This is a genomic window from Rhodococcus sp. NBC_00297, from assembly GCF_036173065.1.
In the GTDB taxonomy this organism is placed as follows: Bacteria; Actinomycetota; Actinomycetes; order Mycobacteriales; family Mycobacteriaceae; genus Rhodococcoides.
Genome location: NZ_CP108041.1, coordinates 3244059 through 3266471, shown reverse-complemented (window position 1 = coordinate 3266471; position 22413 = coordinate 3244059). Strand labels below are relative to the sequence as shown.

General features: G+C 67.8%; 23 protein-coding genes. 7 read left to right on the top strand and 16 right to left on the bottom strand.

Annotated features, from left to right (window positions below):
• Positions 1-14: 14 nt before the first annotated feature.
• The 3 genes from OG947_RS15435 to OG947_RS15425 are packed head-to-tail and all read right to left on the bottom strand — an operon-like array spanning position 15 to position 4064.
• Entirely contained in the window at positions 15-1724 is a 1710-nt protein-coding gene (locus tag OG947_RS15435) for a glycerol-3-phosphate dehydrogenase/oxidase (RefSeq protein ID WP_328812230.1), read from the bottom strand.
• The gene (gene glpK, locus OG947_RS15430) at positions 1721-3232 is read right to left on the bottom strand and encodes a glycerol kinase GlpK (RefSeq protein ID WP_222630618.1); all 1512 of its coding nucleotides are present in this window, start codon (positions 3230-3232) and stop codon (positions 1721-1723) included. Before glpK ends, OG947_RS15435 begins: the two co-directional genes overlap by 4 nt.
• A gap of 31 nt (positions 3233-3263) precedes the next feature.
• Entirely contained in the window at positions 3264-4064 is an 801-nt protein-coding gene (locus OG947_RS15425) for an MIP/aquaporin family protein (RefSeq protein ID WP_222631112.1), read from the bottom strand.
• A gap of 191 nt (positions 4065-4255) precedes the next feature.
• Between OG947_RS15425 and OG947_RS15420 the strand changes: the two genes are divergently transcribed.
• Positions 4256-5248, top strand: coding sequence for a sugar-binding transcriptional regulator (locus OG947_RS15420; protein ID WP_328812229.1), 993 nt, complete (start codon positions 4256-4258; stop codon positions 5246-5248).
• Between the two features lies 1 nt (position 5249).
• Here the strand turns inward: OG947_RS15420 and OG947_RS15415 are convergent, their stop codons facing one another.
• Together OG947_RS15415 and OG947_RS15410 are read right to left on the bottom strand one after the other, a co-directional pair.
• Positions 5250-6125 (bottom strand): SCO6745 family protein, encoded by an 876-nt coding sequence (locus tag OG947_RS15415; RefSeq protein ID WP_328812228.1) that lies wholly within the window; start codon positions 6123-6125, stop codon positions 5250-5252.
• A gap of 101 nt (positions 6126-6226) precedes the next feature.
• A complete protein-coding gene (locus OG947_RS15410; protein WP_027504782.1) occupies positions 6227-6676 on the bottom strand; it encodes an Hsp20/alpha crystallin family protein in 450 nt (149 codons plus the stop codon).
• Positions 6677-6917: 241 nt separating this feature from the next.
• On the opposite strand from OG947_RS15410, the gene OG947_RS15405 reads away from it, so the two are divergent.
• Complete coding sequence (locus tag OG947_RS15405; RefSeq protein ID WP_056442948.1) at positions 6918-7610, top strand: TerD family protein; 693 nt, start codon at positions 6918-6920, stop codon at positions 7608-7610.
• Positions 7611-7614: 4 nt separating this feature from the next.
• Here OG947_RS15405 and OG947_RS15400 read toward each other — a convergent pair whose 3' ends face one another.
• Complete coding sequence (locus OG947_RS15400) at positions 7615-8496, bottom strand: LysR family transcriptional regulator (RefSeq protein ID WP_235578888.1); 882 nt, start codon at positions 8494-8496, stop codon at positions 7615-7617.
• 102 nt (positions 8497-8598) lie between these two features.
• Between OG947_RS15400 and OG947_RS15395 the strand changes: the two genes are divergently transcribed.
• Genes OG947_RS15395 through OG947_RS15385 form a run of 3 tightly spaced genes read left to right on the top strand, consistent with a single transcriptional unit; the run spans position 8599 to position 11569 of the window.
• Positions 8599-9912 carry a CitMHS family transporter gene (locus tag OG947_RS15395; protein ID WP_222632917.1) on the top strand — a complete coding sequence of 438 codons (1314 nt, stop codon included), beginning with the start codon at positions 8599-8601 and terminating at the stop codon, positions 9910-9912.
• Complete coding sequence (locus OG947_RS15390) at positions 9909-11243, top strand: acyclic terpene utilization AtuA family protein (protein ID WP_328812227.1); 1335 nt, start codon at positions 9909-9911, stop codon at positions 11241-11243. The genes OG947_RS15395 and OG947_RS15390 overlap by 4 nt, the downstream gene beginning before the upstream one ends.
• Positions 11240-11569 carry an AtuA-related protein gene (locus tag OG947_RS15385; RefSeq protein WP_328812226.1) on the top strand — a complete coding sequence of 110 codons (330 nt, stop codon included), beginning with the start codon at positions 11240-11242 and terminating at the stop codon, positions 11567-11569. The genes OG947_RS15390 and OG947_RS15385 overlap by 4 nt, the downstream gene beginning before the upstream one ends.
• On the opposite strand, the gene OG947_RS15380 is transcribed toward OG947_RS15385, so the two are convergent.
• The 6 genes from OG947_RS15380 to OG947_RS15355 form a co-directional block, all read right to left on the bottom strand.
• Positions 11548-13068: an alkaline phosphatase D family protein gene (locus OG947_RS15380; protein ID WP_328812225.1), complete on the bottom strand. Its 1521-nt coding sequence runs from the start codon at positions 13066-13068 to the stop codon at positions 11548-11550. The two genes, OG947_RS15385 and OG947_RS15380, sit on opposite strands and share 22 nt — an antisense overlap.
• A 41-nt stretch (positions 13069-13109) precedes the next feature.
• On the bottom strand, positions 13110-14126 hold the full coding sequence (locus tag OG947_RS15375) for a hypothetical protein (RefSeq protein ID WP_328812224.1): 1017 nt from the start codon (positions 14124-14126) through the stop codon (positions 13110-13112).
• A complete protein-coding gene (locus OG947_RS15370) occupies positions 14123-15301 on the bottom strand; it encodes a sensor histidine kinase (protein ID WP_328812223.1) in 1179 nt (392 codons plus the stop codon). The genes OG947_RS15375 and OG947_RS15370 overlap by 4 nt, the downstream gene beginning before the upstream one ends.
• Positions 15298-15930, bottom strand: a complete 633-nt coding sequence (locus OG947_RS15365; RefSeq protein ID WP_222632922.1) for a response regulator — start codon at positions 15928-15930, stop codon at positions 15298-15300. The genes OG947_RS15370 and OG947_RS15365 overlap by 4 nt, the downstream gene beginning before the upstream one ends.
• A 94-nt stretch (positions 15931-16024) precedes the next feature.
• On the bottom strand, positions 16025-17230 hold the full coding sequence (kynU, locus tag OG947_RS15360; RefSeq protein WP_328812222.1) for a kynureninase: 1206 nt from the start codon (positions 17228-17230) through the stop codon (positions 16025-16027).
• Complete coding sequence (locus OG947_RS15355) at positions 17227-18072, bottom strand: tryptophan 2,3-dioxygenase (protein WP_328812220.1); 846 nt, start codon at positions 18070-18072, stop codon at positions 17227-17229. Before OG947_RS15355 ends, kynU begins: the two co-directional genes overlap by 4 nt.
• A gap of 48 nt (positions 18073-18120) precedes the next feature.
• Between OG947_RS15355 and OG947_RS15350 the strand changes: the two genes are divergently transcribed.
• The gene (locus OG947_RS15350; RefSeq protein WP_328812219.1) at positions 18121-19128 is read left to right on the top strand and encodes an alpha/beta hydrolase; all 1008 of its coding nucleotides are present in this window, start codon (positions 18121-18123) and stop codon (positions 19126-19128) included.
• Positions 19129-19131: 3 nt separating this feature from the next.
• Here OG947_RS15350 and OG947_RS15345 read toward each other — a convergent pair whose 3' ends face one another.
• Positions 19132-19533 (bottom strand): (R)-mandelonitrile lyase, encoded by a 402-nt coding sequence (locus OG947_RS15345; protein ID WP_328812218.1) that lies wholly within the window; start codon positions 19531-19533, stop codon positions 19132-19134.
• A 102-nt stretch (positions 19534-19635) separates the two neighbouring features.
• Positions 19636-20166 (bottom strand): TetR/AcrR family transcriptional regulator, encoded by a 531-nt coding sequence (locus OG947_RS15340; protein ID WP_056442972.1) that lies wholly within the window; start codon positions 20164-20166, stop codon positions 19636-19638.
• A 72-nt stretch (positions 20167-20238) separates the two neighbouring features.
• Between OG947_RS15340 and OG947_RS15335 the strand changes: the two genes are divergently transcribed.
• On the top strand, positions 20239-21153 hold the full coding sequence (locus OG947_RS15335) for an alpha/beta hydrolase (protein WP_328812216.1): 915 nt from the start codon (positions 20239-20241) through the stop codon (positions 21151-21153).
• Here OG947_RS15335 and OG947_RS15330 read toward each other — a convergent pair.
• Complete coding sequence (locus tag OG947_RS15330) at positions 21101-21889, bottom strand: cytochrome c oxidase assembly protein (RefSeq protein ID WP_328812215.1); 789 nt, start codon at positions 21887-21889, stop codon at positions 21101-21103. The genes OG947_RS15335 and OG947_RS15330 overlap by 53 nt on opposite strands.
• Positions 21886-22404 carry a DUF2243 domain-containing protein gene (locus OG947_RS15325; RefSeq protein ID WP_328812213.1) on the bottom strand — a complete coding sequence of 173 codons (519 nt, stop codon included), beginning with the start codon at positions 22402-22404 and terminating at the stop codon, positions 21886-21888. Before OG947_RS15325 ends, OG947_RS15330 begins: the two co-directional genes overlap by 4 nt.
• Positions 22405-22413: the final 9 nt, after the last annotated feature.

The following is a 22413-nucleotide window of genomic DNA, read 5'->3' as shown; positions in this document are numbered from 1 at the left end:
GCGCACCTCGGCTCTCAGCCGCCGACTCCCACACGCACGTCGGGAGCGCCGAGTCGTGCTGCGTCGGCGGTCTCGTCGTCCGGCTGTGCCTGCGATTCGCGTTCTGCCGCAACACGCTTGCGGTAGTGCTCGATCTCGTCGGACACGTGCTGCTCGTCCCACCCGAGGATCGGTGCGACCAGTGCGGCAACCTCGGATGCGGCGGCTTCGCCGCGATCGGCCAACTCGATCGACACTCGGATGCGCCGCGTCAGGATGTCGTCGAGGTGCTGCGCACCCTCGTGGCTCGCGGCGTAGACGGCCTCGGCCTTGAGGTAGTCCGGCGCATTCTCCAGGGGCTTGCCGAGCTCCGGGTTCTCATCGATCAGGTCGAGGACCTCACCGACCAGGGTGCCGTAGCGACCGAGCAGGTGCTCCATGCGTCCGACGCGCATCCCTGCGCGGTCAGCTGCGAGCTGGCGCGCGTTCCAGGCGCCGTAGTACCCGTCGGCACCCACGAGCGGGATCTTCTCCGTGACGCACTCTGGAACCTTGCGCTCCATGTTGTGCACCGCGGAGTCGACCGCGTCCTTCGCCATGACCCGGTACGTCGTGTACTTGCCGCCGGCGATGACGGTGAGGCCACGTACGGGGCTGGAGACCGCATGCTCGCGGGACAGCGTGCTGGTGGAGTCGGATTCGCCGTACAGCAACGGACGCAGACCGGCGTAGACACCGACGACGTCCTTGTGGTCCAGCGGATCCTGGAGCAGCTTGTTGACGTGCCCGAGGATGTAGTCGATGTCGCTCTTGCTGGCCGCGGGATGCGCCAGGTCGAGCTTCCAGTCGGTGTCGGTGGTGCCGATGATCCAGTGGCTCCCCCACGGGATCACGAACAGCAGCGACTTCTCGGTGCGGGTGATGATGCCCGTCGAGCTGTTGATGCGGTTGCGCGGCACCACCAGGTGCACGCCCTTGGACGCGCGAACCTGGAACTGCCCGCGACCGCCGACCATCTCCTGGATCTCGTCGGTCCACACACCGGCAGCGTTGATGACCTGCTTGGCGTGGATCTCGAACGACTCCCCCGACTCGAGGTCCGTCGCGACGACGCCGATCACGCGGTCGTCCTCACGCAGGAAGCCGGTGACGCGAGTGCTGTTGGCGCACAACGCTCCGTAGGCCGCGGCAGTGCGGGCGATCATCATGGTGTGGCGGGCGTCGTCGACCTGGCCCTCGTAGAAGCGCACGGCACCGCGGATGGCGGAGCGCTTGCCCGACGGGAAGGATTCCAGCGTCTTCTTCTTGCCCAGGTGCTTGTGGTGCGAGGGCACTCCGCGGCCTGCGCCCATCACGTCGTAGACACCGATACCGAGGCCGACGTACGGCCGGTCGATCAGCTTCTCGAGCGGGTAGATGAAGGGCACGGGGCGTGCGAGGTGCGGGCACAGGTCGTTGAGGACCAGGGACCGCTCCTTGAGCGCCTCGAAGACCAGCGCGAAGTTGAACTGCTCGAGGTAGCGCAGGCCACCGTGGAACAGCTTGCTGGACCGGCTGGACGTCCCGGCGGCATAGTCACGCGCCTCGACGAGGCCGACCTTCAAGCCACGGGTGACCGCGTCCAACGCGGCGCCCGTTCCGACGACACCGCCGCCGATGACGAGCACGTCCATCTCCTCGGTGGCGAGACGTCGGAGTGCTTCCTTACGTGCTTCGGGGCTGAGAGCTGTTGTGGTGGAATTCATTCGGCATCGACCCAATCGAGTGTTCGTGTGACGGCTTTCTTCCAACCGGCGTAGAGCTTGTCTCGCTCCGCGTCATCCATGGACGGTGTCCATGTCTTGTCCTCGGCCCAGTTCTCGCGGATCTCGTCCTCGCTCGCCCAGAAACCGACGGCCAGGCCCGCTGCGTACGCCGCGCCCAGTGCGGTGGTCTCGGCGACCACCGGCCGGACGACATCCACGTTCAGAATGTCGGACTGGAACTGCATCAGCAGCTCGTTCACCACCATACCGCCGTCGACCTTGAGCACCTCGAGGTCGACGCCCGAATCGGCGTTCATGGCCTCGATGACCTCACGGGTCTGGTAGGCGGTGGCCTCGAGCACGGCTCGCGCCAGGTGGCCCTTGTTGACGAAACGGGTGAGTCCGACGATGGCGCCGCGGGCGTCGGAGCGCCAGTGCGGGGCGAACAGACCGGAGAATGCGGGCACGAAGTAGGCGCCGCCGTTGTCGTCGACGGAGCGGGCGTCGGTCTCGATATCTGCTGCGGTGGAGATCATTCCGAGGTTGTCGCGCAGCCACTGCACAAGCGATCCGGTGACGGCGATGGAACCCTCGAGGGCGTACACCGTCGGCTGGTCGCCGATCTTGTAGCAGACCGTGGTGAGCAGTCCGTTCTTGCTCATCACCTTGTCGGTGCCTGTGTTCAACAGCACGAAGTTGCCTGTGCCATAGGTGTTCTTCGCCTCACCGGGCGACAGGCACGCCTGACCGAACGTGGCGGCCTGCTGATCGCCCAGGATGCCGGCGATGGGGACACCGCTGAGCGAACCGCGCTCGCGGACGTTGCCGTACACCTCGGAGGAGCTGCGGATCTCGGGGAGCATGGACATCGGGATGCCCATGTCCGCACAGATGCCCTCGTCCCAGGACAGGGTGTCGAGATCCATCAGCAGCGTGCGCGAGGCATTGGTGGGATCGGTGTAGTGCAGACCGCCGTCGACACCGCCCGTCATGTTCCACAGGACCCAGGTGTCCATGTTGCCGAAGCACAGCTCGCCGGCGTCGGCCTTCTCCTGCGCGCCCTCGACGTTGTCGAGGATCCACTTGACCTTGGGGCCCGAGAAGTAGGTCGCGAGCGGCAGGCCGGTCTTCGCGGTGTACTTGGTGGCGTCGCCGCCGCCGAGCTTGGTGACGATGCGGTCGGTGCGGGTGTCCTGCCAGACGATGGCGTTGTAGACGGGCTTGCCGGTGGCGCGCTCCCACACCAGCGCGGTCTCACGCTGGTTGGTGATGCCCACGGCCGCGATGTCCTTGGGTGTGAGGTCGGCAGCGGCGAGGGCTCCGGCCGAGACACTGCGCACGTTGTTCCAGATCTCGACGGCGTCGTGCTCGACCCAGCCGGCCTGCGGGAAGATCTGCTGGTGCTCACGCTGATCGGCGGCAACGACGGTGCCCTTGTGATCGAAGATCATGCACCGCGTCGAGGTGGTGCCCTGATCGATCGCTGCGACGTAACGGGTTTCGGTCATGAGAGGTTCCCCTGGGTAGTGGAGTGGACGATCATGCGGACTTCTCGGGCAGACGGCTGGGCTCTTGCTCGTCGTCGCCGTCGGGATCGGCCGGCAGGAACCGGCCCACCAGGTTGTCGTACAGCAGGACGCCGATGGGGCCGCCGATGATGGGCCCGAGGATCGGCACCCAGAAGTAGAGGCTGCCGTACTGATCTCGCCATGCCCCACCGTATCCCGTGATGAACGACGCCAGGCGGGGTCCGAAGTCACGAGCCGGGTTGATCGCGTACCCGGCGTTGGTGCCCCACGCGAAGCCGATGGCCACGACGATGAGACCGATGATCAAAGGCGCCATGTTGGCCAGGGGCGGGCTGTTGCGCGTGTCGGTCACGGCGACGATGAGGAAGAGCAGGATCGCGGTGCCGATGATCTGATCGATGAGCGCCGAGCCGAGGCTGACGGGCAGCGTGCCGTTACCCGGGAGCGTCGAGAAGATCGTCTGCGTGGCGGTCGTGTGCTCGGGGTCGATCGCGTTGAGCATGTCGTTGTAGTTCCAGCGCACCAGCAGAGCGGCGACGAAGGCGCCGACGGTCTGGGCGAGCACGTACGGCGCGACCTTCGACCACGAGAAGCCGCGGAACAACGCGAAGGACAGCGTGACAGCGGGATTGAGGTGCGCGCCGGTGGCGCGGCCGGCGACGAAGACGCCGAACATGACACCCAGGCCCCAGGCCCAGGCGATCGAGTCGTGGTCGCCGAGGCTTCCGGACTCGCCGCCCGAGACCACCTGCGCCACGACGCCGGCACCGAACAGAATCAGAATCATCGTTCCCGCGAACTCGGCTGCCATCTCTGCGGGCAGCCCCCACTTCGCGCGTTTGTCCGTCACGCCATCTCCTCCGTGTTTGTGATCCAGGCCATAAAGAGCAACTGGGAGCCATGCTAGGTGACATGCACGTTGTCACAAACCTCGTGCACATATGTGCAAGTCAGTCACGATCGCGCCACCGCAGCGGCGCCGATGTGGTTTAGCGTGGGCTCATGTCGGAGCTGCAGATGTACGGGGACCACCTGCTTCCCGACGCGACGGATCCCCGCACGATCGACGCGGTGCAGGCGGCGCGGCTCTACTACTTCCAGGACTTGACGATGGCCGCGATCGGCCGCGAGATGGGCGTCTCCCGCAGCACGGTGTCGCGGCTGATCACCTTCGCCCGCACGTCGGGACTCGTGGAGATCAAGATCAGCACCGCTCTCGGCCAGGCGCCCGGGCTCGAGCGTGCCTTCGCCGATCGGTACGGCGTCCGTGCCCACGTCGTGCCTGTTCCGGAGACCGTCAGCGACGTCGATCGCCTGGACCGGGTCGCCATGTTCGCGGGCCGCCTGCTGACGACGTTCTTCGCCTCCGACATGGTCATGGGCGTCGCGTGGGGAACTACGGTGAGTGCCGTCAGCCGGCATCTCGCGCCGAAGCGCACGCACAACTCCCACGTCGTGCAGCTCAACGGCGCCGCCAACACACGGACCACCGGAGTGTCCTACGCGACGGACATCGTGCGTACCGTCGCCGACGCGTACGGCGCTCTCCCCCAGGGCTTTCCGGTTCCCGCGTTCTTCGACTACCCGGAGACTCGGCAGATGCTGTGGCGCGAACGCAGCATCAAACGCGTACTCGACCTGCAGGACCGGATGGACCTCGCCGTGTTCAGCATCGGAGTGCACGGCGGCGCCGTGCCGAGCCACGTCTACAGCGCGGGTTACCTGGAGAAGTCGGATCTCGAGGAACTCGACCGGGACGGCGTCGTCGGCGACATCGCCACCGTCTTCCTCCGCTCCGACGGCAGCTACGACCGCATCGCGCTGAACGAACGTGCAAGCGGCCCACGCCTGGACCGACTCAAAGCCGTGCCGCGACGCGTGTGCATCGTCGCCGGCGAGTACAAGCTCACCGCGCTGCGAGCGGCCCTCGCGGGAAAGATCGTCACCGATCTCGTGATCGACGACCTCAGCGCGGCGACCCTGCTGCAGGCGTAGGTCAGCCCTTCTTCTTCGTTCCCGGCAGGATGCCCGCGGAGATGACTGCCTTGACGTAGGGGCGCGTGGAGGAGATGAGCTCCTCCGCGTCGTCGACACCGCGCCACGCGGCGGCGGCCATCGCATCGGTGCGGTCCTCGATGTGGCGGTCGAGTGCGACACCGTCGTCCGTCAGCGTCTCGACGCCGTCGGCTGTCGTGACGAGACCGCGCGCGGCGAGACGCTCGGCCGCCGAGTCCCACTGCTCGTCCGACCACTCGCGCGTCAGCTGGGTGATGCGACGCCCGAGCACCCGACGAGCACCGGGCTCGGGGTGCTGGGCCTCGTGGAAGACACCGGCCTCCGTCGGATCGAGGTCTGCGTCGAGGAGAGCCGCGAGGTGGCCGTCGCCGCGCCATTCCCGCAGAACCGCGATGGCGTGCCACAACTGCAGGTGCGGGACGTCGGGCGCCGACGACTGATGCCATGATGCGGACAGTGGGCGGCCGGCGAAGGTGAGCGTGTCGCCGATGCCGTGCAGGCGGTCGGCCAGCGACGTGAGGCCCGGGTCGGACACCGACTCACCCAGCGCACCTCCGAGGACGGTGTCCAGCGCGTCCCATCGGCGCCGAGCCACGGTGTCGAGGCCGGCGGCGATCGCCGCGGGCCAGGAGCGCTCGATCAGCGTGGTGTTGAAGCTGTAGAACGCGGCGGCGACCACCCCGGCGGCACACGGCCCCATCGGCTCGGCGCGCGAGCCCACGTACCAGGCGTGTCCGTCGAGACCCGTGTCCCGGCCCGCCGCTCCGAGTTCGGGATTGAAGTACGCCGAGATGTGGAAGGGCTCGAACGTGCGGTACGCGGCGCGGGCATGGGCGGCTGCCGTGGAGTCGGTCATGGGTCGAACCTACTGGGCGGGGTGTACCTCGGAACCCCCGAATCGACGACAGCGCTGGACACTCCCTGGTGAGAGGGCCCAGCGCTGTCCGGAATGCGGTGTCAGGACGCCGAAGCCTCGAGCGAGGTCTGCTCACCGGTGTTCTCGGCCTGCGCGATGTTGATCTTGCGCGGCGCGGCGCGCTCGGACAGCGGGATGTGCACGGAGAGAACACCGTTGTCGTACGACGCGGTGATGCGCTCGGTGTCGATGCCGTCACCCAGCGCGAGCTGGCGACGGTAGGTGCCCGTGAAGCGCTCCGAGGTGAGCCACTGCCGGGAGTCGCCGCTCGGTGCCGAACGGTGGGCCGTCACCGTGAGGGTTCCACGGTCGACGTCGAGGTCGATCGAGCCCGGATCCACACCGGGGAGATCCGCGTCGAGGACGTAATGGTCGTCGACCTTGTACAGATCCATCGGCATGAACCGCGGCGAACGGTCGGTGCCCGACCCGGCTCCCAGCAAGCTCGAGGTCACGGCGTCGAGGTCACGGAAAGGATCGAAACGAAGCACAGCAACACACCTCCTGTATCTCGTGGACACCGAGCCCGTCATGCTCGGCTCCTCTGTGCGTGACACCGAATTTAGCACTCTCCACCCGAGAGTGCCAAGTACCCTCCAGAGAATTTTCTGGCCGAAGTTGCTCTCGCAGTGCAGGACTGGTCGACGGTAGGTGCGGCCCGCTCACGGCGACTACGCTAAGGGAAGTACGCGAAACGGACACCGCCGTTTCCGGAAGAAAGGCCTCCCACCCATGGCGATCGACTACACCAAAAGGCCGTCCACCCCCGCCCCGGCAGCGGGCGGCGTCAATCTGAGCAAGGTGACGCTGTCGAAGGCCGCGCCGACGGTGAATCTGGCCAAGAAAGGTGAGAGCCAGGGCGCGATGCGCGTCAACCTCAACTGGTCGCAGGGCGCGGCTGCACCCGAGCCGAAGAAGAAGGGCTTCCTCGCGAAGCTCGCCGCCGCGTCCTACGGCACCGGCGGCGTCGACCTCGACCTCGGCTGCCTGTACGAGCTGGCCGACGGGTCGAAGGGCGTCATCCAGGCGCTGGGCAAGAGCTTCGGCGCACTGGAGAGCGCACCGTTCATCCAGCTCGACGGCGACGACCGCTCCGGATCCGTCACGGGCGGCGAGAACATGCACATCAACCTCGCGCGGCCCGACGCCTTCAAGCGCATCCTCATCTTCGCGATGATCTACGACGGCGCCCCGAACTGGGCCGCGGTCGACGGCGTCGTCACGCTGTTCCCCACCAGCGGCCCGCAGGTGGAGGTACGTCTGGACTCCGACAACAACTCCGCCCGCATCTGCTCCATCGCGCTGATCCAGAACACCGGCCAGGGCATCACGGTCACGCGCGAGGTCGAGTACATCCAGGGCAGCCAGGCGGACCTGGACAAGAAGTACGGCTGGGGCATGCGCTGGGCAGCCGGGCGCAAGTAGCCGGTCACGCGGTCAGGCACCGCACGAAGTTCTTCACGCTCGCCGTCTCGTGTCGGCCCTCGACCCGCACGAGCGAGATGGTCCGCTCGACGGTCGGTGACAACGGGGCGTGACGCAGCCCCGCGAACTCCATCATGGGCAGGACCAACTGCGGAACGGCGGTGACACCGAGACCCGCCGCGACCAGACCGGCGACCGCACCGACGTTCTGCGCGTGCATCACCGGCCCCGTGCGGACGTCGGCGTCGCCGAGCGCACGGGCGACGGGTCCGGCGATGCTGCTCTGGGACCCGAACGCGATGAACGGCTCGCCGGCCAGTTCCGCCCAGTCGATGTGCTCCCGGCCGTCGAAGGGGTGGCCGGCTGCGAACGCACAGTGAAACGAGTCCGCGGTGAGAGTTCGGTGGACCAGTCCAGGTTCGGTCGTCGGCGCCGAGACGAGTGCCATGTCCACGGTGCCGGTCAGCAGGGCGGTCAGCGCTTCCTGACGCAGCCCGTCACGGATCTCGAGTAGAACATCCGGGTGGTCGCGGCGGAACTGCACCACATAGGGCGGAAGGAAGGTGGCGGCGAGCGAGGGCAGGCAGGCGACCGACACGGTGCCGCGATCCCCAGTGACGAAACGGCCGATCTGCGCGAGCCCCTCGTCGAAGTCCTGCACCATCTTCCGGGCGTATTGCGTGACGGCGACACCGTCGGGTGTCACGACGACCCTGCGCGTCGTGCGCTCGAACAGCGTGACGTCCAGTCGGCGCTCCGCCTCTGCGACCGATCTGCTGAGCGAAGACTGCACCATGCCCAGTGCCGACGCTGCGGCCGTGAAGCTCTCGTGGTCGGCAATCGCGACGATGCAACGAAGGTGCGTCATCCCCAGGTTGAGGTTCACCCGCCAAGTCTATGCATGGGCGCCATCAATGCATCGGCAATTGATATTGGACTTGCAATTGTGATGTGAGCAACATGTGACCAAGTCCTTGGAGGAGGTCACATGGTTGCCGCGCTCGGCTTCGCCACGATCATCACGTTTCTGGCCTTGACATTCACCCGCCGGGTGTCGGTGTTGGTCGCACTCGTGCTGGTACCCATCGGTTTCGCGCTGGTCGGCGGCTTCGGCGCCGACCTGGGCGACATGATCGCGGAGGGGCTGATCAAGGTCGCGCCGGTCGCGATAATGATCGCCTTCGCGGTGCTGTATTTCAGCCTGATGGTCGACCAGGGGCTTTTCGATCCCGCGATCCGCCGCGTCGTGCGGTGGGCCGGAGGCAGCCCCACCAAGATCGCTGTCGGCACCGCGGTGCTCACCCTCATGGTCGCTCTCGACGGCGACGGCACCTCGACCTTTCTCATCATGGTGTCCGCGATGCTGCCGATCTATCAGCGCATCGGCATGCGGCCGCTCGCACTCACCGGCATCATCGCCCTGTCCGCCGGCATCATGAACATCATCCCGTGGGGCGGCCCGACGGTGCGCGCCATGGCGGCCCTCGACGCGACGAGCGCCGACATCTTCACGCCCGTCATCCCGGCCATGGCCGCGGGCATCGTGTGGGTGCTGTTCTCCGCGTTCATGATCGGCCGCATGGAGAGCAAGCGGATCGGCGCCCTGACGGAGACCGCCACGCCCGTGAAAGCCGGCCCCGGTACGCCGCATGTCGACGACTTGCCGGTCCGCGCCACAGTGCATCCCGCCGTCATGGCATTCAACGTCGTGCTGACACTGGTGCTGCTGGTCATCCTGCTGTTCCAGTTGGCCCCGCTGCAGGTGGCGTTCGCCATCGCCTTCGCCCTGGCGGTCCTGGTCAACAAGCCGAGGTGGTCGGCGCAGCAGGAAGTGTTCGCCAAGCACGGCGGCAACGTCACGATGGTGGTCGTCATGATCCTCGCTGCGGGCGTGCTCACCGGAGTCCTCAACGGCACCGGCATGATCACCGCGATGGCGGAAACCTTCGTGTCCTGGATCCCCGACTCCTTCGGTTCCTCCATCCCCGTCATCACCGCGATCACATCGATGCCGCTGAGCCTGGTCTTCACGCCCGACGCCTACTACTTCGGTGTGCTCCCGGTTCTCGCCGAGACCACGGCCTCGTTCGGCGGCGACCCGATGGAGACCGGCCGCGCCGCCATCCTCGGCCAGATGACCACCGGCTTCCCGCTCAGTCCGCTGACCGCCGCGACGTTCGTGCTGATCGGCATGACGAAGGTGGAACTGGGCAAGCACCAGCGCTTCATCTTCGGGTGGGCGTTCGGCACCACCATCGTCATGACCGTGGTGGCCCTCCTGACAGGAGCGATCTCGCTGTGAAAAAGACGATTCGCCTCGGCGCCGGTTCCGGCTTCTCCGGCGACCGCATCGACCCGGCCGTGACCCTCGCGGATCGCGCTGACCTCGACTACCTCGTCTTCGAGTGCCTCGGGGAACGCACCGTCGCCGCGGGCAACGCGAGACGGCTCGCCGATCCCGACACCGGGTACGACCCCCTCCTGCTCGCCCGAATCAGAGCGGTGTTGCCGCACGTGCTTCGCCGCGGAACCACAGTGGTGACCAACGGTGGCGCAGCACATCCCCTCGCAGCGGCGCGGCGCATCGCGGACCTCGTCGGCGGTCGGGCTCGAGTCGCCGCCGTGACCGGCGACGACGTCCTCGACGCCGTCCGCACACTCGATCCCCTCGTGTGGGAGACCGGCAAGGCCCTCTCCGCTCATCCCGAGAAGTTGGTGTCCGCCAACGCCTACATCGGAGCGGACGCGGTGCTTCCGGCACTGAGCGCCGGTGCCGACATCGTCGTGACGGGCCGACTCGCCGACCCGTCGCTGTACGTCGCGCCGCTCGTCCACGAGTTCGGCTGGGACCTCGACGACGCCCGCACCATCGGTGCCGCGACCGCGGTGGGGCACTTGCTCGAGTGCGCCGGTCAACTGACGGGCGGCTACTACGCCGACCCCGTCACCAAACCGGTTCCCGGCATGGCCGACCTCGGCTTCCCTTATGCGGACGTGTCCGCCGACGCGGACGCCGTCTTCGGCAAGGTGGACGGCACGGGCGGGACCCTCACCACGCGCACGGCCACCGAGCAGCTGCTCTACGAGGTCGGCGACCCCACCACGTACCTCACACCCGACGTCACGGCCGACTTCGGGGCGGTGACCTTCGAGCAGGTCGGCCCCGACAGGGTGTCCCTCACCGGCGCCACCGGTCGCACCCGACCGGACGAGCTCAAGGTGACGCTCGGCTTCCTCGACGGGTGGATCGGCGAGGGCCAGATCAGCTACGCGGGACCTCGCGCGTACGAGCGCGCCCGACTCGCCGCGGACATCGTCACGCAGCGCCTCGCCGACGTCCACGGACTCGACCCCGACGGTGTGACCGTCGAATTGATCGGTGCCGGAGCGGCTTTCCGTGGCCTCGCCACCGACACCGCACCGACCGAGGTGCGGCTCCGCGTCACCGGGAGGGCGGGGTCACGGGAGGATGCCGACGTGGTCGGGTGGGAGGTGGAGAGTCTGTACACCAACGGTCCTGCCGGAGGAGGCGGTGCACGGCGATCCTGTTCGGAGGTCCTGTGCATTCGATCGACATCGCTTCCACGGCACCTCGTACACACCGAGGTTCACCTGATGGAGGGCACACGATGATCGTCGACGACCTGGCCGACGTTCGAACCGGAGACAAGGGCGACACCCTCATCCTTTCCGTCTTCGCGAGAGATGCAGCGTCGTTCGACATACTGGCCCGGGATCTCACCCTCGATGTCGTCGTCGCGCATTACGGCAACCGCACCATCCGAGCGCCACGACGAACCGTGCTGGCGACCGTTCTGGCCGTGGTCTTCGAGCTACCGGGACAACTCGGCGGCGGAGTCACCGGCTCGGCGGAACTGGACGGGCACGGCAAGGCGCTGAGTTACCACCTGTTGGGCCTCGAGATCCGATCGCGCCGTCAGGGCGCGGGCAGCACCTGAGTGAACAGCACGGCACCGGTTCCGTCGCACAGGTTCACCGTCAGCGACCGCGAGTCCTCGTCGATCAGCACCTCACCGAAGTGCTGGAAGGTATCGAGTGGTGAGGCGTTCGGCTCCGGCGGCGCGTGCACGAACACAGCCTCCGGGCCGAAGGTGGGATCGAGGTCGTTCGGCCCGAACGCACCCGCGTTGAGAGGCCCGCTGACGAACTCCCAGAATTCACGGAACTCCTGGTAGGCGGCGCGCTCGGGTGAATACCGATGCGCCGCCGTGTAATGCACGTCGGCGGTGAGCCACACGGTGCCGGTGACGTCGTTCCGGTCGATCGCGGTGAGTACCTGCGCGATGTCGGTCTCCCGGCCGAGCGGGGCACCGGGGTCACCGTTGCCGACGCCCTCCTGCGCCGTCTTCCCGTCCGGCACCACCAGTCCCAGCGGGAGGTCGTTGGCGATGATCTTCCACGTGGCCTTCGAGCGCGACAGCTCGTCGATCAGCCACCGTCGCTGTGCATCTCCGAGAATCTCCCCGGTCGGGGCGGTGTTGGCACTGTTCGCATCCTTGTAGCTCCGCATGTCCAGGACGAAGACGTCGAGCAGCGGACCGTAGGCGATCTTCCGGTACACCCGCCCGTCGACGGCCTCCGCGGGAGCGACCGGGAGCCACTCGTGAAATGCCTGCAAGGCCCGCTGCGACAACAGGTTCACATCTTTCAGGGTGTACTGCTCGAGGTCGAGAATCTCACCGGGATACCAGTTGTTGACGGTCTCGTGATCGTCCCACTGCACCACCTGCGCGACCGAGGAATTGAAGCGCCGGTAGTTGTCGTCGGTGAGGTTGTACGCGTACTGCCCGCGATACTCGTCGAGAGTCTCCGCGACCTTGGACTTGGCCTCGGACATCGTGTTCCGCCACACCCGGCCGTCGGGCAACGTGACACTCTCCTCGAGCGGCCCGTCGGCATAGATGACGTCGCCGCTGTGCAGGAACAGGTCCGGTTCCCGATCGGCCATCGCTCCGAAGATGGTCATGCCGCCGATGTCGGGGTTGATCCCGTAACCCTGGCCCGCCGTGTCGCCGCCCCACAGGAGGCGAATGTTCGACGGGCTGTCGGGAGCCGTGGAGAACACCCCGGTGACGGGCTCCGACGTGGCGCCGTCCTCGCCTTCCAGCGTCACGCGGTAGTGCACTCGCTGCCCCGCCGGCAGACCCGTGAGGCGCAGCACGCCGGTGCCGTCGGACTGCGGTGTGAGGAGAGGTCCCCGCGTCGTCGTGACGGAGGAGAACGCGTCGGTGGCCGACGTGTCGACGATCATCGTCGCGGGCGTGTCCGACCGTGCCCAGACGAGCGCACCATCGGCACGGACGTCGCCGCTCGCGACGCCGTGGGTCAGCGACGGGCGCGCCCGCACCAGGGTGGGCCCGATGCTGCAGGCGAGCAACGGCGTGGCCGCGGCACCGAGCGCGGCGTAGCGGAACAGGGAGCGTCGCGACATCTGCATGCTCCGCACCGTGCCGCACGGACTTGAACGGGGCGTGACTCTCAGGAGGACAGCCGGGTGCCCGATCGGTCGAACTCGGCCCGGTGCGTTCCGTCCGCTCCTGTGACCAGGATGGACGCCGCCGAGTCCCGGTCCTGCGGAAGAAGACGCACCGTCACCGCGCTGGTGGAGTCGCTCTCGAGGGCGGTGATCACCGAGGTCACGATGTCGCGATCGACCACGCCGGTCGCGTCCGCGCCGCGGTCGTCGAGCAGGACCACGTCGACTCCCCGACTCCGCGCTGCCCGCGCCGCACTGCTCACCTCGGAATCGGCCAGTCCGGCAGCACGCAGGGTGTCCCGCAGATGGAACTCGAGAAGACGGCAGCTCAGTCGCTCGTCGTCGGACAGCGGCTCACCCGAGGCGATCCTGGTGAGGAGAGGGCGGGCCAACTCGTCGAGCCCGGTCAGTTGCAGGTCACGCTCGTGCAGTGCCGCGGCGGCCGCCGCTTCCTCCGCTGCCTGTCTCGTGGACTCCTCCCGTAGCCGGAAGATGTCCGTGACGGGTGAGCGCAGCGCGAACGCGAAGAACGTGCCCATCAACACCAGCGCGCCGCTTGGCAGCACGTACAGCACGGCGTCGACCGCGCTCTGCTCGGTCAGCAGGCACCAGACGAGCGTGACGACGAAGATGCCGAGGAACCCGGCCCACGCCCACCACGTGCGCCCACGGACACAGAGGAAGGTGTAGATCCCGGCCGCCGTCCCGATCGGCCACATCTGCAGAGGGTTCCCGATCGGCACCGGAAGCGCGGCGAGGACGATCGCACACGACAGCGGGCCGGTGAGCGTGACGGCTGCCGTCGCGCCGAAGGGGATCGGATCGCCCGGGACGCGGAGGAGTGCCGCTACGGACACGGCATGCAGGACGACCGCCACCGCGACGAGCGCCGGCTCGGTGACGCCCTCGAGTGTCGAGGCGGCGGCCAGAACGACACCGGCGACGTTGAAGGCGACCACCACGAAGGCTGCACGCGTGTGCATGCCCAGCAGAGTCGTGACATCGTTCGTTCTGCTCACTGTGCCTCCCACCGCAGTTCGACGACGGTGCCCCGACCCACCGCGGTGTGGAGCGCGGCGGAGCCGCCCGGAAGCCGGTGCATGCGGTCGAGAATGCTGACCCGGACGCCCAGGCGATGTGCCGGTATCGACGACAGATCGAAGCCGGGGCCGTCGTCCGTCACCGTCACCCGGAGTCCGAGTGGGGAGAGCGCAGCCACGACCGACCGGTGGGCATCGAGGCCCGCGTGCCGCAGGCTGTTCCGCATCGCCTCGGCCATGGCGGCGCCCACGGTGCGGACGGTCTCGGCCGGCACCGTCCGTTCCGCCGCATCGGCCTCGAACCGGAAGCTCAGTGTCGCCGATGCGTCCACCGCCGCGGCCGCGGCACGAAGGTGCGCGACCACGTCCTGCACCTCGAAGTCCGAGACCGGCAGCGCGTCCCGTCGCAACGTGTCGAGCTCCGCCAACGCGACGCTCGCCTGGTCGACGAGACGCTGATCCATCGGACCGCGCGATGCGGCGAGGAGCGTGGACATGACGTTGTCGTGGATCAACCCGTCGAACCGTCGACGTTCGACCGTCCGCGCCTGCACCGCGGCAGAACTGGCGGCCTGCGCGTAGGTGGACTCGCGGGTGCGATCGAGAAGGAAGCCCGTGCGCGACGCCGTGATCGACGCGGCGACGAAGATGAGGCTGAAGCCGAAGCTGTAGACGATGTCTGCCACCAACGGACTCCGGTCACCGGCGTCACGCAGATAGTGGTTGACCAGTTGGACACCCGTGACGGCCACCGCGAGATGGAGGAACGCCCAGCGCGGCCTCATCGACACCGCAGCCCCCAGAGAGGCCAGGGCAGGGAAGAGGGAGAACCAGGCAGCCTTCCCGTCGGGCAGGGTCTCGCCCGTCCATCCGAGCGGCCAGGTGAGCAACCCGAGCAGAAAGACCACGGCGCAGGCCGCCGCCAGTGGCCGGAGCGCACGCTGACCCCGCCGGCCGAACGACGCGGCGCCCAACGCCAGTCCGGGTCCGAAGAACAGGACGAGCCCGACCGGAGTCCACCAGGACGCCGACACCCCCTCCAGATCGCGGATGAGCGGAATCGACACGAGCAGGTAGAAGACGTAGCCCACGCCGATGAAGCGGCCGAACATCGTGAGGATCTGATCGGCCGCGCTGCGCTCCGCCGTCGTCACGACTTCCTGCGTCGACGAGGAAACGGCAACCACCCGTCCTCCAGTGCCCGTTTGTACAGATCGGTCTTGGTCGGGGCAGGCCTGCCGGCGTCGGCGTACTTGAGCCGGATGCGGCCGAGATAGTCGTTCACCGTCTCGGGTGAGATACCCATGGTCGACGCGACCCGCGTGGCGGTCTCCCCGGCCGCGTAGAGCGTGAGGAGCCGTCGATGCTGCGGGCTCAGATCCACCGCGGCGAGGTCGGGATCCCCGTCGATGGCCGCCGCCCAGTCGATGGTGGGCACCATCTCGCCCCGGGCTGCACTCCGCACGGCGTCCACCACCGCGTCGATCGGCTGGGACTTGCGCACCACACCGAGCACACCGGCGCGGGCGGCGGAGCGCACCAGGAATGGATCCTCGCCCGAGGTGAGAACCAGCACGTCGAGACCGCGGGCGCGGATGGCCTCGACGTTGGACACCGGCGACGATCCGTCACGCAGTCGAAGATCGAGGATCACCAGATCGAGGTCCGTGGTCGCGTCGAACAGCTCGGCGACCGTGGGGGCGCTCGCGACGAAGTCGAGGTCGGGATGATCGGCGAGGGAGTCCCGCAACCCCCGGATGGTCAGCTCGTGATCATCGACCATTCCGATACGCGCACGTTCGACCCCCACCGGACCCCCTCAGCCACAAAGTCGTCAGAGCATAACCATCTGACCGGTCGTGTTGTGGTGCCAGGTGTCAGCGCCGGAGCTCCTCGGCGATCGCGAGAACGCCGATGCGCACCTCCTCGAAGCTGGTGCTGAGCGGGCTCAGTCCGAGCCTGATGCCGCTCGGGGCTCGGAAGTCGGGGATGACACCGCGCTTCCACAGCCGCGCCGTGACCTCGCGGAAATCGGGGTGATCGAGCGTGACGTGTCCCCCGCGCTCGTCTGCGTTCTCCGGCGAGGCGATCTCCACGCCCAGTGGCACCAGGTCCGAGCGCACCAGCTCGAGCGCGTACTCGGTGAGAGCGACCGACTTCGCGCGGATCGCGTCCATGCCGACCTCGCCGATCATGGCGAGCGTGTCCTGCATCGCGATCATGCCGAGCACCGGCGGGGTGCCGCTGATGACGCGTCGCACGCCCTCGGCCGGGACGTATCCCTGCTCCATGGCGAAGGCGTCGGCACGCCCCATCCATCCCCATACGGGCTGCCGGAACTCGGGCAGATGCTCCGCGCGGACGTATGCGAACGCGGGCGAGCCGGGACCCCCGTTCAGGTACTTGTAGGTGCAGCCGACGGCGAGATCGACGCCCCACTCGTCGAGACGGAGCGGCACGGATCCCACCGAGTGCGACAGGTCGAGCACCACCAGGGCGCCGACGTCGTGCGCGACACGGGCCGCCGCGGACGCGTCCGCGAGAAAGCCCGAGCGGTAGGCGACATGACTGAGAAGCACGAAAGCTGTTCGCTTGGTGACGACATCGGCGATGTCCGCAGTCCGTACGCCCGACCGCCGGTCCGAGTCGATCCACACCAGCGTCAGGCCGAGTTCGGACGCGATGGACTCGAGGACGTAGCGATCGGTCGGAAAGTTGTCGCGATCGAGCACGATCTCGGTCCGGCCCGGCCTCAGCGCCGCCGCCCCGCGCGCGATCTTGTAGAGCAGGACGGTGGTGGAGTCACCGATGACGGTCTGCCCGGGTGCTGCACCCAGGGCCACTCGACCGAGCGTGTCGCCCAACGTGATGGGCAGCTCGAACCATTCTTCGTCCCACCCGCGGATCAGCCGGCCACCCCAGGCCTGCGTCATGAACGTCGAGACACGCTCGATGCTCGCCGTCGTCGGCCGACCGAGCGAATTGCCGTCGAGATAGGACACGACGGGATCGGCGTCGTCGGTGTGGAAGCGAGAGCGGTACTCGCGCAGGGGGTCCCGTGCGTCGAGGTCTGCTGCGGTCATGGCTGTCCGATCTCGGTGCGGGCGGCGAACAACTCGGGGAAGAACGTCAACTCGAGGGCGCGCTGGAGGAAGCCGACACCACTGGAGCCGCCGGTGCCGCTCTTGTGCCCGATCGTACGGAGCACCGTGCGCATGTGCCGGAACCGCCAGAGCTGGAAGTTCTCCTCCAGGTCGACGAATTCCTCGAACGCCTCGTACGCGGCCCAGTTCTCGGTCGGGTTCTCGTAGACGTGCGTGATCAGTGGCATCAGATCGTCGTTGCGCGCGTACGGCGCGGTGACATCTCGCCGCAGCGCACTCTCCGGAACGTCGAGTCCTGCGCGGGCCAGGCACCGCCACAGGGCGTCGTAGACACTGGGTTCCCGGTGCACACGAGTCAGTAGATCGGTTGCAGTAGAGTCGGATTCGAACACCGTCAGCATCGCCGCGTTCTTGTTGCCCAGCACGAACTCCACCGCGCGGTACTGCGCGGACTGGAACCCCGACGAGTTTCCCAGGAACCCACGGAACTGCGCGTACTCGGTGGGCGTGAGTGTCGCGAGCACCGACCACTGCTCGGTCAGCGTCTTCTGAATGTGCTTGACACGAGCGACGCACTTCAGCGCGAACCCGAGGTCGTCGGCGTCGAACGCGTCGCGTGCGGCGAGCAGTTCGTGCAGCACGAGCTTGAACCACAGCTCGGTGGTCTGGTGCTGGATGATGAACAGCAACTCGTCGTGATGCTCCGGGACACTCACCGGCTTCTGCGCACTGAGCAGAGTGTCGAGATCGAGGTACGCCCCGTAACTCATCCGCTCGCGGAAATCGGTGACGATGTCCTTCTCGATGGCGCGCTCGTCCATTGCTCCTCTTCCGTCGATTCCCCCGAGCCTAGGACGTAGATTCGAGGGATGAGCGAGTCCTCGGAACGAATCGACGTCGTCCTGCACCCGGACGCCGTTCGAGACCTCGGCACGGTGACCGACCTGGTGCAGTCCGCGCTCGCTGCGCGCGGCGCCACCGGGGAAGTGCACGTGTCCGACGATCCGTCGGTCGCATCGGGCGACGTCATCGTGGTCCCGGCCGCGGGCGGACGCGTCGGCACGCAGGCGAGTGACCGGTGTGTGGTGCGTGTCGACTACGGCTACGTGGCCGCGGACCTCTCGGCGGGCCTGCACGCCCACATTCGCGGACGGGGACTCGGCGGGCTGCGCTACGCCGTCGACAGGATTCACCATCACCGACTGCACCCGGCGACCGTCGAGTCGTATGGGGCGCACCCCGAACAGTTCGCCGAGGTGCGCGGCACCGGCGGACCCGTCGTCGCCCTGATCCATGGCGGTTACTGGCGGGCACCGTGGCGTCTCGACTCGCTCGATGCGGCGGCGATCGATCTCGCCGACCGCGGCTACACCACCTGGAACGTCGAGTACCGAACACCCGACGAGCACGGATGGGAGACGACGGCGGCGGATGTCGCCGCGGCCCTGAAGCACGCTGGTGCGCAGGCCGTCATCGGCCATTCGGCAGGAGGTCAGCTCGCGCTGCGCTGCGCCGCGGATGCCCGTCCCGCTTTGGCCGTGAGCCTCGCCGGAGTCCTCGACTTGCAGGTCGCCGACGACCGCGGCCTGGGTGACGGCGCGGTGCGTGCCGCCCTCGGCTCGCGGTACACGGATGCTCACGCGGAGTCGTCCCCCAGAGCGCGACTGCCACTCGGGGTTCCGCAGATCGTGGTGGTCGCGGCGTCGGACGATCCGAACCTGAACGACATCGGCCGCGAGTACGTCACCGCAGCATCGGCCGCAGGTGACGATGTCACCCTTGTCGAGGGCCCGGGAGACCACTTCAGTGTCGTCGACCCGCGGTCGGAGATCTGGCCCGCCATCGTGGAGCGGATCGAGGGACGACTCCCCCGCTGATCGTCACTCGTGCGCGGTGTACTCCGCGTCGGTGACGGGGTCCATCCACACGACGACGTCGTGCTCGTCGTCGCCCTCGTTGATGGCGAGGTGCACCATCAGGCGATCCGGTGCGGCGCCGTGCCAGTGCACCTCGTCGGCCTCGAACAGCACGCGGTCGCCGGGATGGATGACCTCGACCGGCCCGCCCTGCCGCTGGCACTGACCGACGCCCTCGGTGACGAACACTGTCTGGCTCAGCGAGTGGCGGTGCCAGTGCGTGCGCGCCCCCGGCATGAAGTGGACCAGGTTGGCGGAGACCCGCGACGGGGCCGGAGCTGCGGCGACGGCGTCGATGTAGACGTCGCCGGTGAACCAGTCGGCCGGACCCTTGGTGGTCGCGATCGAGCTTCGGGTGATCTGCATGCGCGGTTCCTCTCGTCGGTGGTGCTGGTGTCCAGCATTCGCGGTGCCGGTCCACGGGGGAAGTCCCTGCCGAGGAGCGCCCCGGCAGGGCACCCCGGTCGTCTAGGTGAACAGGGCGTCGACGATCGCAGCCTTGTCTGCAGCGCTCTGCGGATGCGTCAGCATGCCCTCGACGGCGAACACCACGACCTTGGTCCGCGCGGCAATCCGCTCCTCGGCGACGCCGACGTGGCGCAGTTCCTCCGCGACCAGCGCATCGGCCATGGCATGGAAACCGTTGTGCCACTCGTCGATCGGAGCCGACACCGCAGCGCGGGCGTGAACGGTGTCCACCAACCGGTGGTAGCGCTCGAGTTCGGTCACCACCCACGTCAGCCGTTCCTGCGGTGACGTCACCTCCAGCTCCGCGAAGCGCGTCAACGCCGTAGCCGTGATTTCGGTGAGGGCGGCGACGAGCAGTTCGTCCTTGTCGGAGAAGTACCAGTAGATGGTGTTGGGCGTGACGCCGGCGCTCTGCGCTATCCGGCTCAGCGGGGTGCCGTCGAATCCGGCCTCGACGAACAGGGCCGTCGCGGCGTCGACGATCTCGGCCCGTTTCTCCGCTCGATCCTGCGGACGTCTGTTCCGAGGCATGCGGTCACCCTATCTTGATGCTCGATCAAGACGCTGCTACGTTTTCTTGAACGTCAATCAAGAGGAGCCCGCATGCCTGACACCGTTCGCGACGACCTGTGGTTCGACTCCGGTTCCGATCGCTGCGCGATTTCGGTCCTCCGACCTGCCGGGCTCGACGGTTCCGCGCCGATCATCGTCATGGCCCACGGCTTCGGATCGGTGCGCGCGTTGCGCCTCCCCGCCTACGCTGACCAGTTCGTCCAGGCGGGCTACGTCGTCGCGATGTTCGACTACCGGCACTTCGGCGACAGCGAAGGAACCCCACGGCAGCTCCTGGACGTGCGCAGACAGCTCGAGGACTGGCGCAACGCGCTGGCCTTCGCCCGGCGACTCGACGCCGTCGACCCCGACCGCGTCGTCGCATGGGGCACCTCCTTCGGCGGTGGCCACGTCCTCACCCTGGCGGGCACGGGCGAACGACTGGCCGCGATCATCGCGCAGGTCCCGCACGTGGACGGCATCGCCGCCGTGCGTTCCGCCGGCCTGCGCCAGACCTTGCGTCTCGCACCGGCAGCCCTCTCGGACCAGATCCGGGCTCTGCTCGGCCGCGAGCCTCGCTACATCGACTCGATCGGCGAACCGGGTGCCGTCGCCGCCATGGTGTCGCCCGATGCCGCGGTGGGACGTGACCGCCTTCTCGAGGCGTCGGGACTGCAGACCGGTGACTACCCCGAGACGGTCGCCGCCCGCATCCTGCTCCACATCGGCCTGTACTCACCGGGGAAGACCGCCGCGAACATTCAGTGCCCCGCCCTCGTCCAGATCGCCACCGAGGACGCCATCACTCCCACGGACGTCGCGCTGCGCACCGCACGAAAGATCCCGCGCGCCACCGTGGTGACCTACGAGGGTGGTCACTTCGACCCGTACGTCGAGCCGCTCTTCCCCCGGATCATCGCCGACCAGCTGGCGTTTCTTCGCGACGTCGTGCCGGTCGCCAGGTGAGCAGAAGCGCCAGCGCCAGAAGCAGTTCGGCGATGTCGCCGCCGTAGTACATCAGCTCACCGGCGCCCTGGCGCTGATCGGCGGGAACCGGGATCTGGACGAGGAGTCCCGCGTAGATGAGTTGCGACAGGACGGCATGGCCGAGAATCGCTGCCCCGAGTATCCAGAGTCGGGTGGGTACCGAAGGCCGATGCGGTGCTGGGTCGAGGCCGGCGATGACCCACGCGAACAGACACCCCGCGAGGAAGAAGTGCAGGTGCACCAGGAGGTGCAGCGTCGCGCTGTGTGTCGTCGCCACGTAGAGCGGGGTGAAGTACAGCAGCGCGAGACCGCCGAGATTCAGGGCCAGCGCGACGATCGGGTTCGCTATCACGTGCACCGGCCGCGAGCGCAGGACATGGCCGATGGCACGGCCGTTCGGCGGCGACACCGAGCGCAGCACCAACGTCATCGGGGCACCGAGTACCAGCGCCAATGGCGCGTACATGCCGAGAAGCAGGTGCTGGTGCATGTGGCCGCGGAAGTCGCCGTCCGGGTAGGGCAACAGTGCGGGGACCACGGCGAGAACGAGGAGCCCGATGCCGACGAGGAAGCTCACCGTGCGCCACGGGTTCCATCCCCGCGGCTCATGCCTGCAGCTTTCCGCCGCAACGACATACGCGGCTGCCACCACGACGAGGATCACGACCGGTCCGAGACCACCGCTGCCGTGATGGGTGTCGTGCGCGAGCATCATCGCGATCGACGTGCGCTGCGCTGCATGAGCCAGCCGCCGGCGATGAGGAGGACACCGAGGGCGAGGAAGCCGAGGTCCCACCACAGTTGATTCGGACCGCTGCGAACGTGGTGGATTCCCAGCAGGTGGTGGTCGACGATGCCCTCGACCAGGTTGAACAGGCCCCACCCGACCAGAACCCACCCCCACAGCACTCGCGACGCCCACACCCGCCCGCGCGATCCGGTGACACGCGAGTACAGCAGTCCGAGACCCAGTAGTACGGCGAGCCAGGTGACCGTGTGGAAGACGCCGTCCCACAGCGTGTTTATCTGGAGGCCGTGGACGGTGTCGACGGGATAAGGCTGCAGGCCGATGTTGTCGTCGCCCGAACTGCTCAGCAGGTGGTGCCACTGCAGAATCTGGTGCAGCAGAATTCCGTCGACGAAACCGCCCAGGCCCACACCGAGCACGATGCCGGGCAGGGCGACTCCGCGGTCGGGCACGACGCCTTGTGGGCGTTCCGAGGTGACCATGCGCAGGGC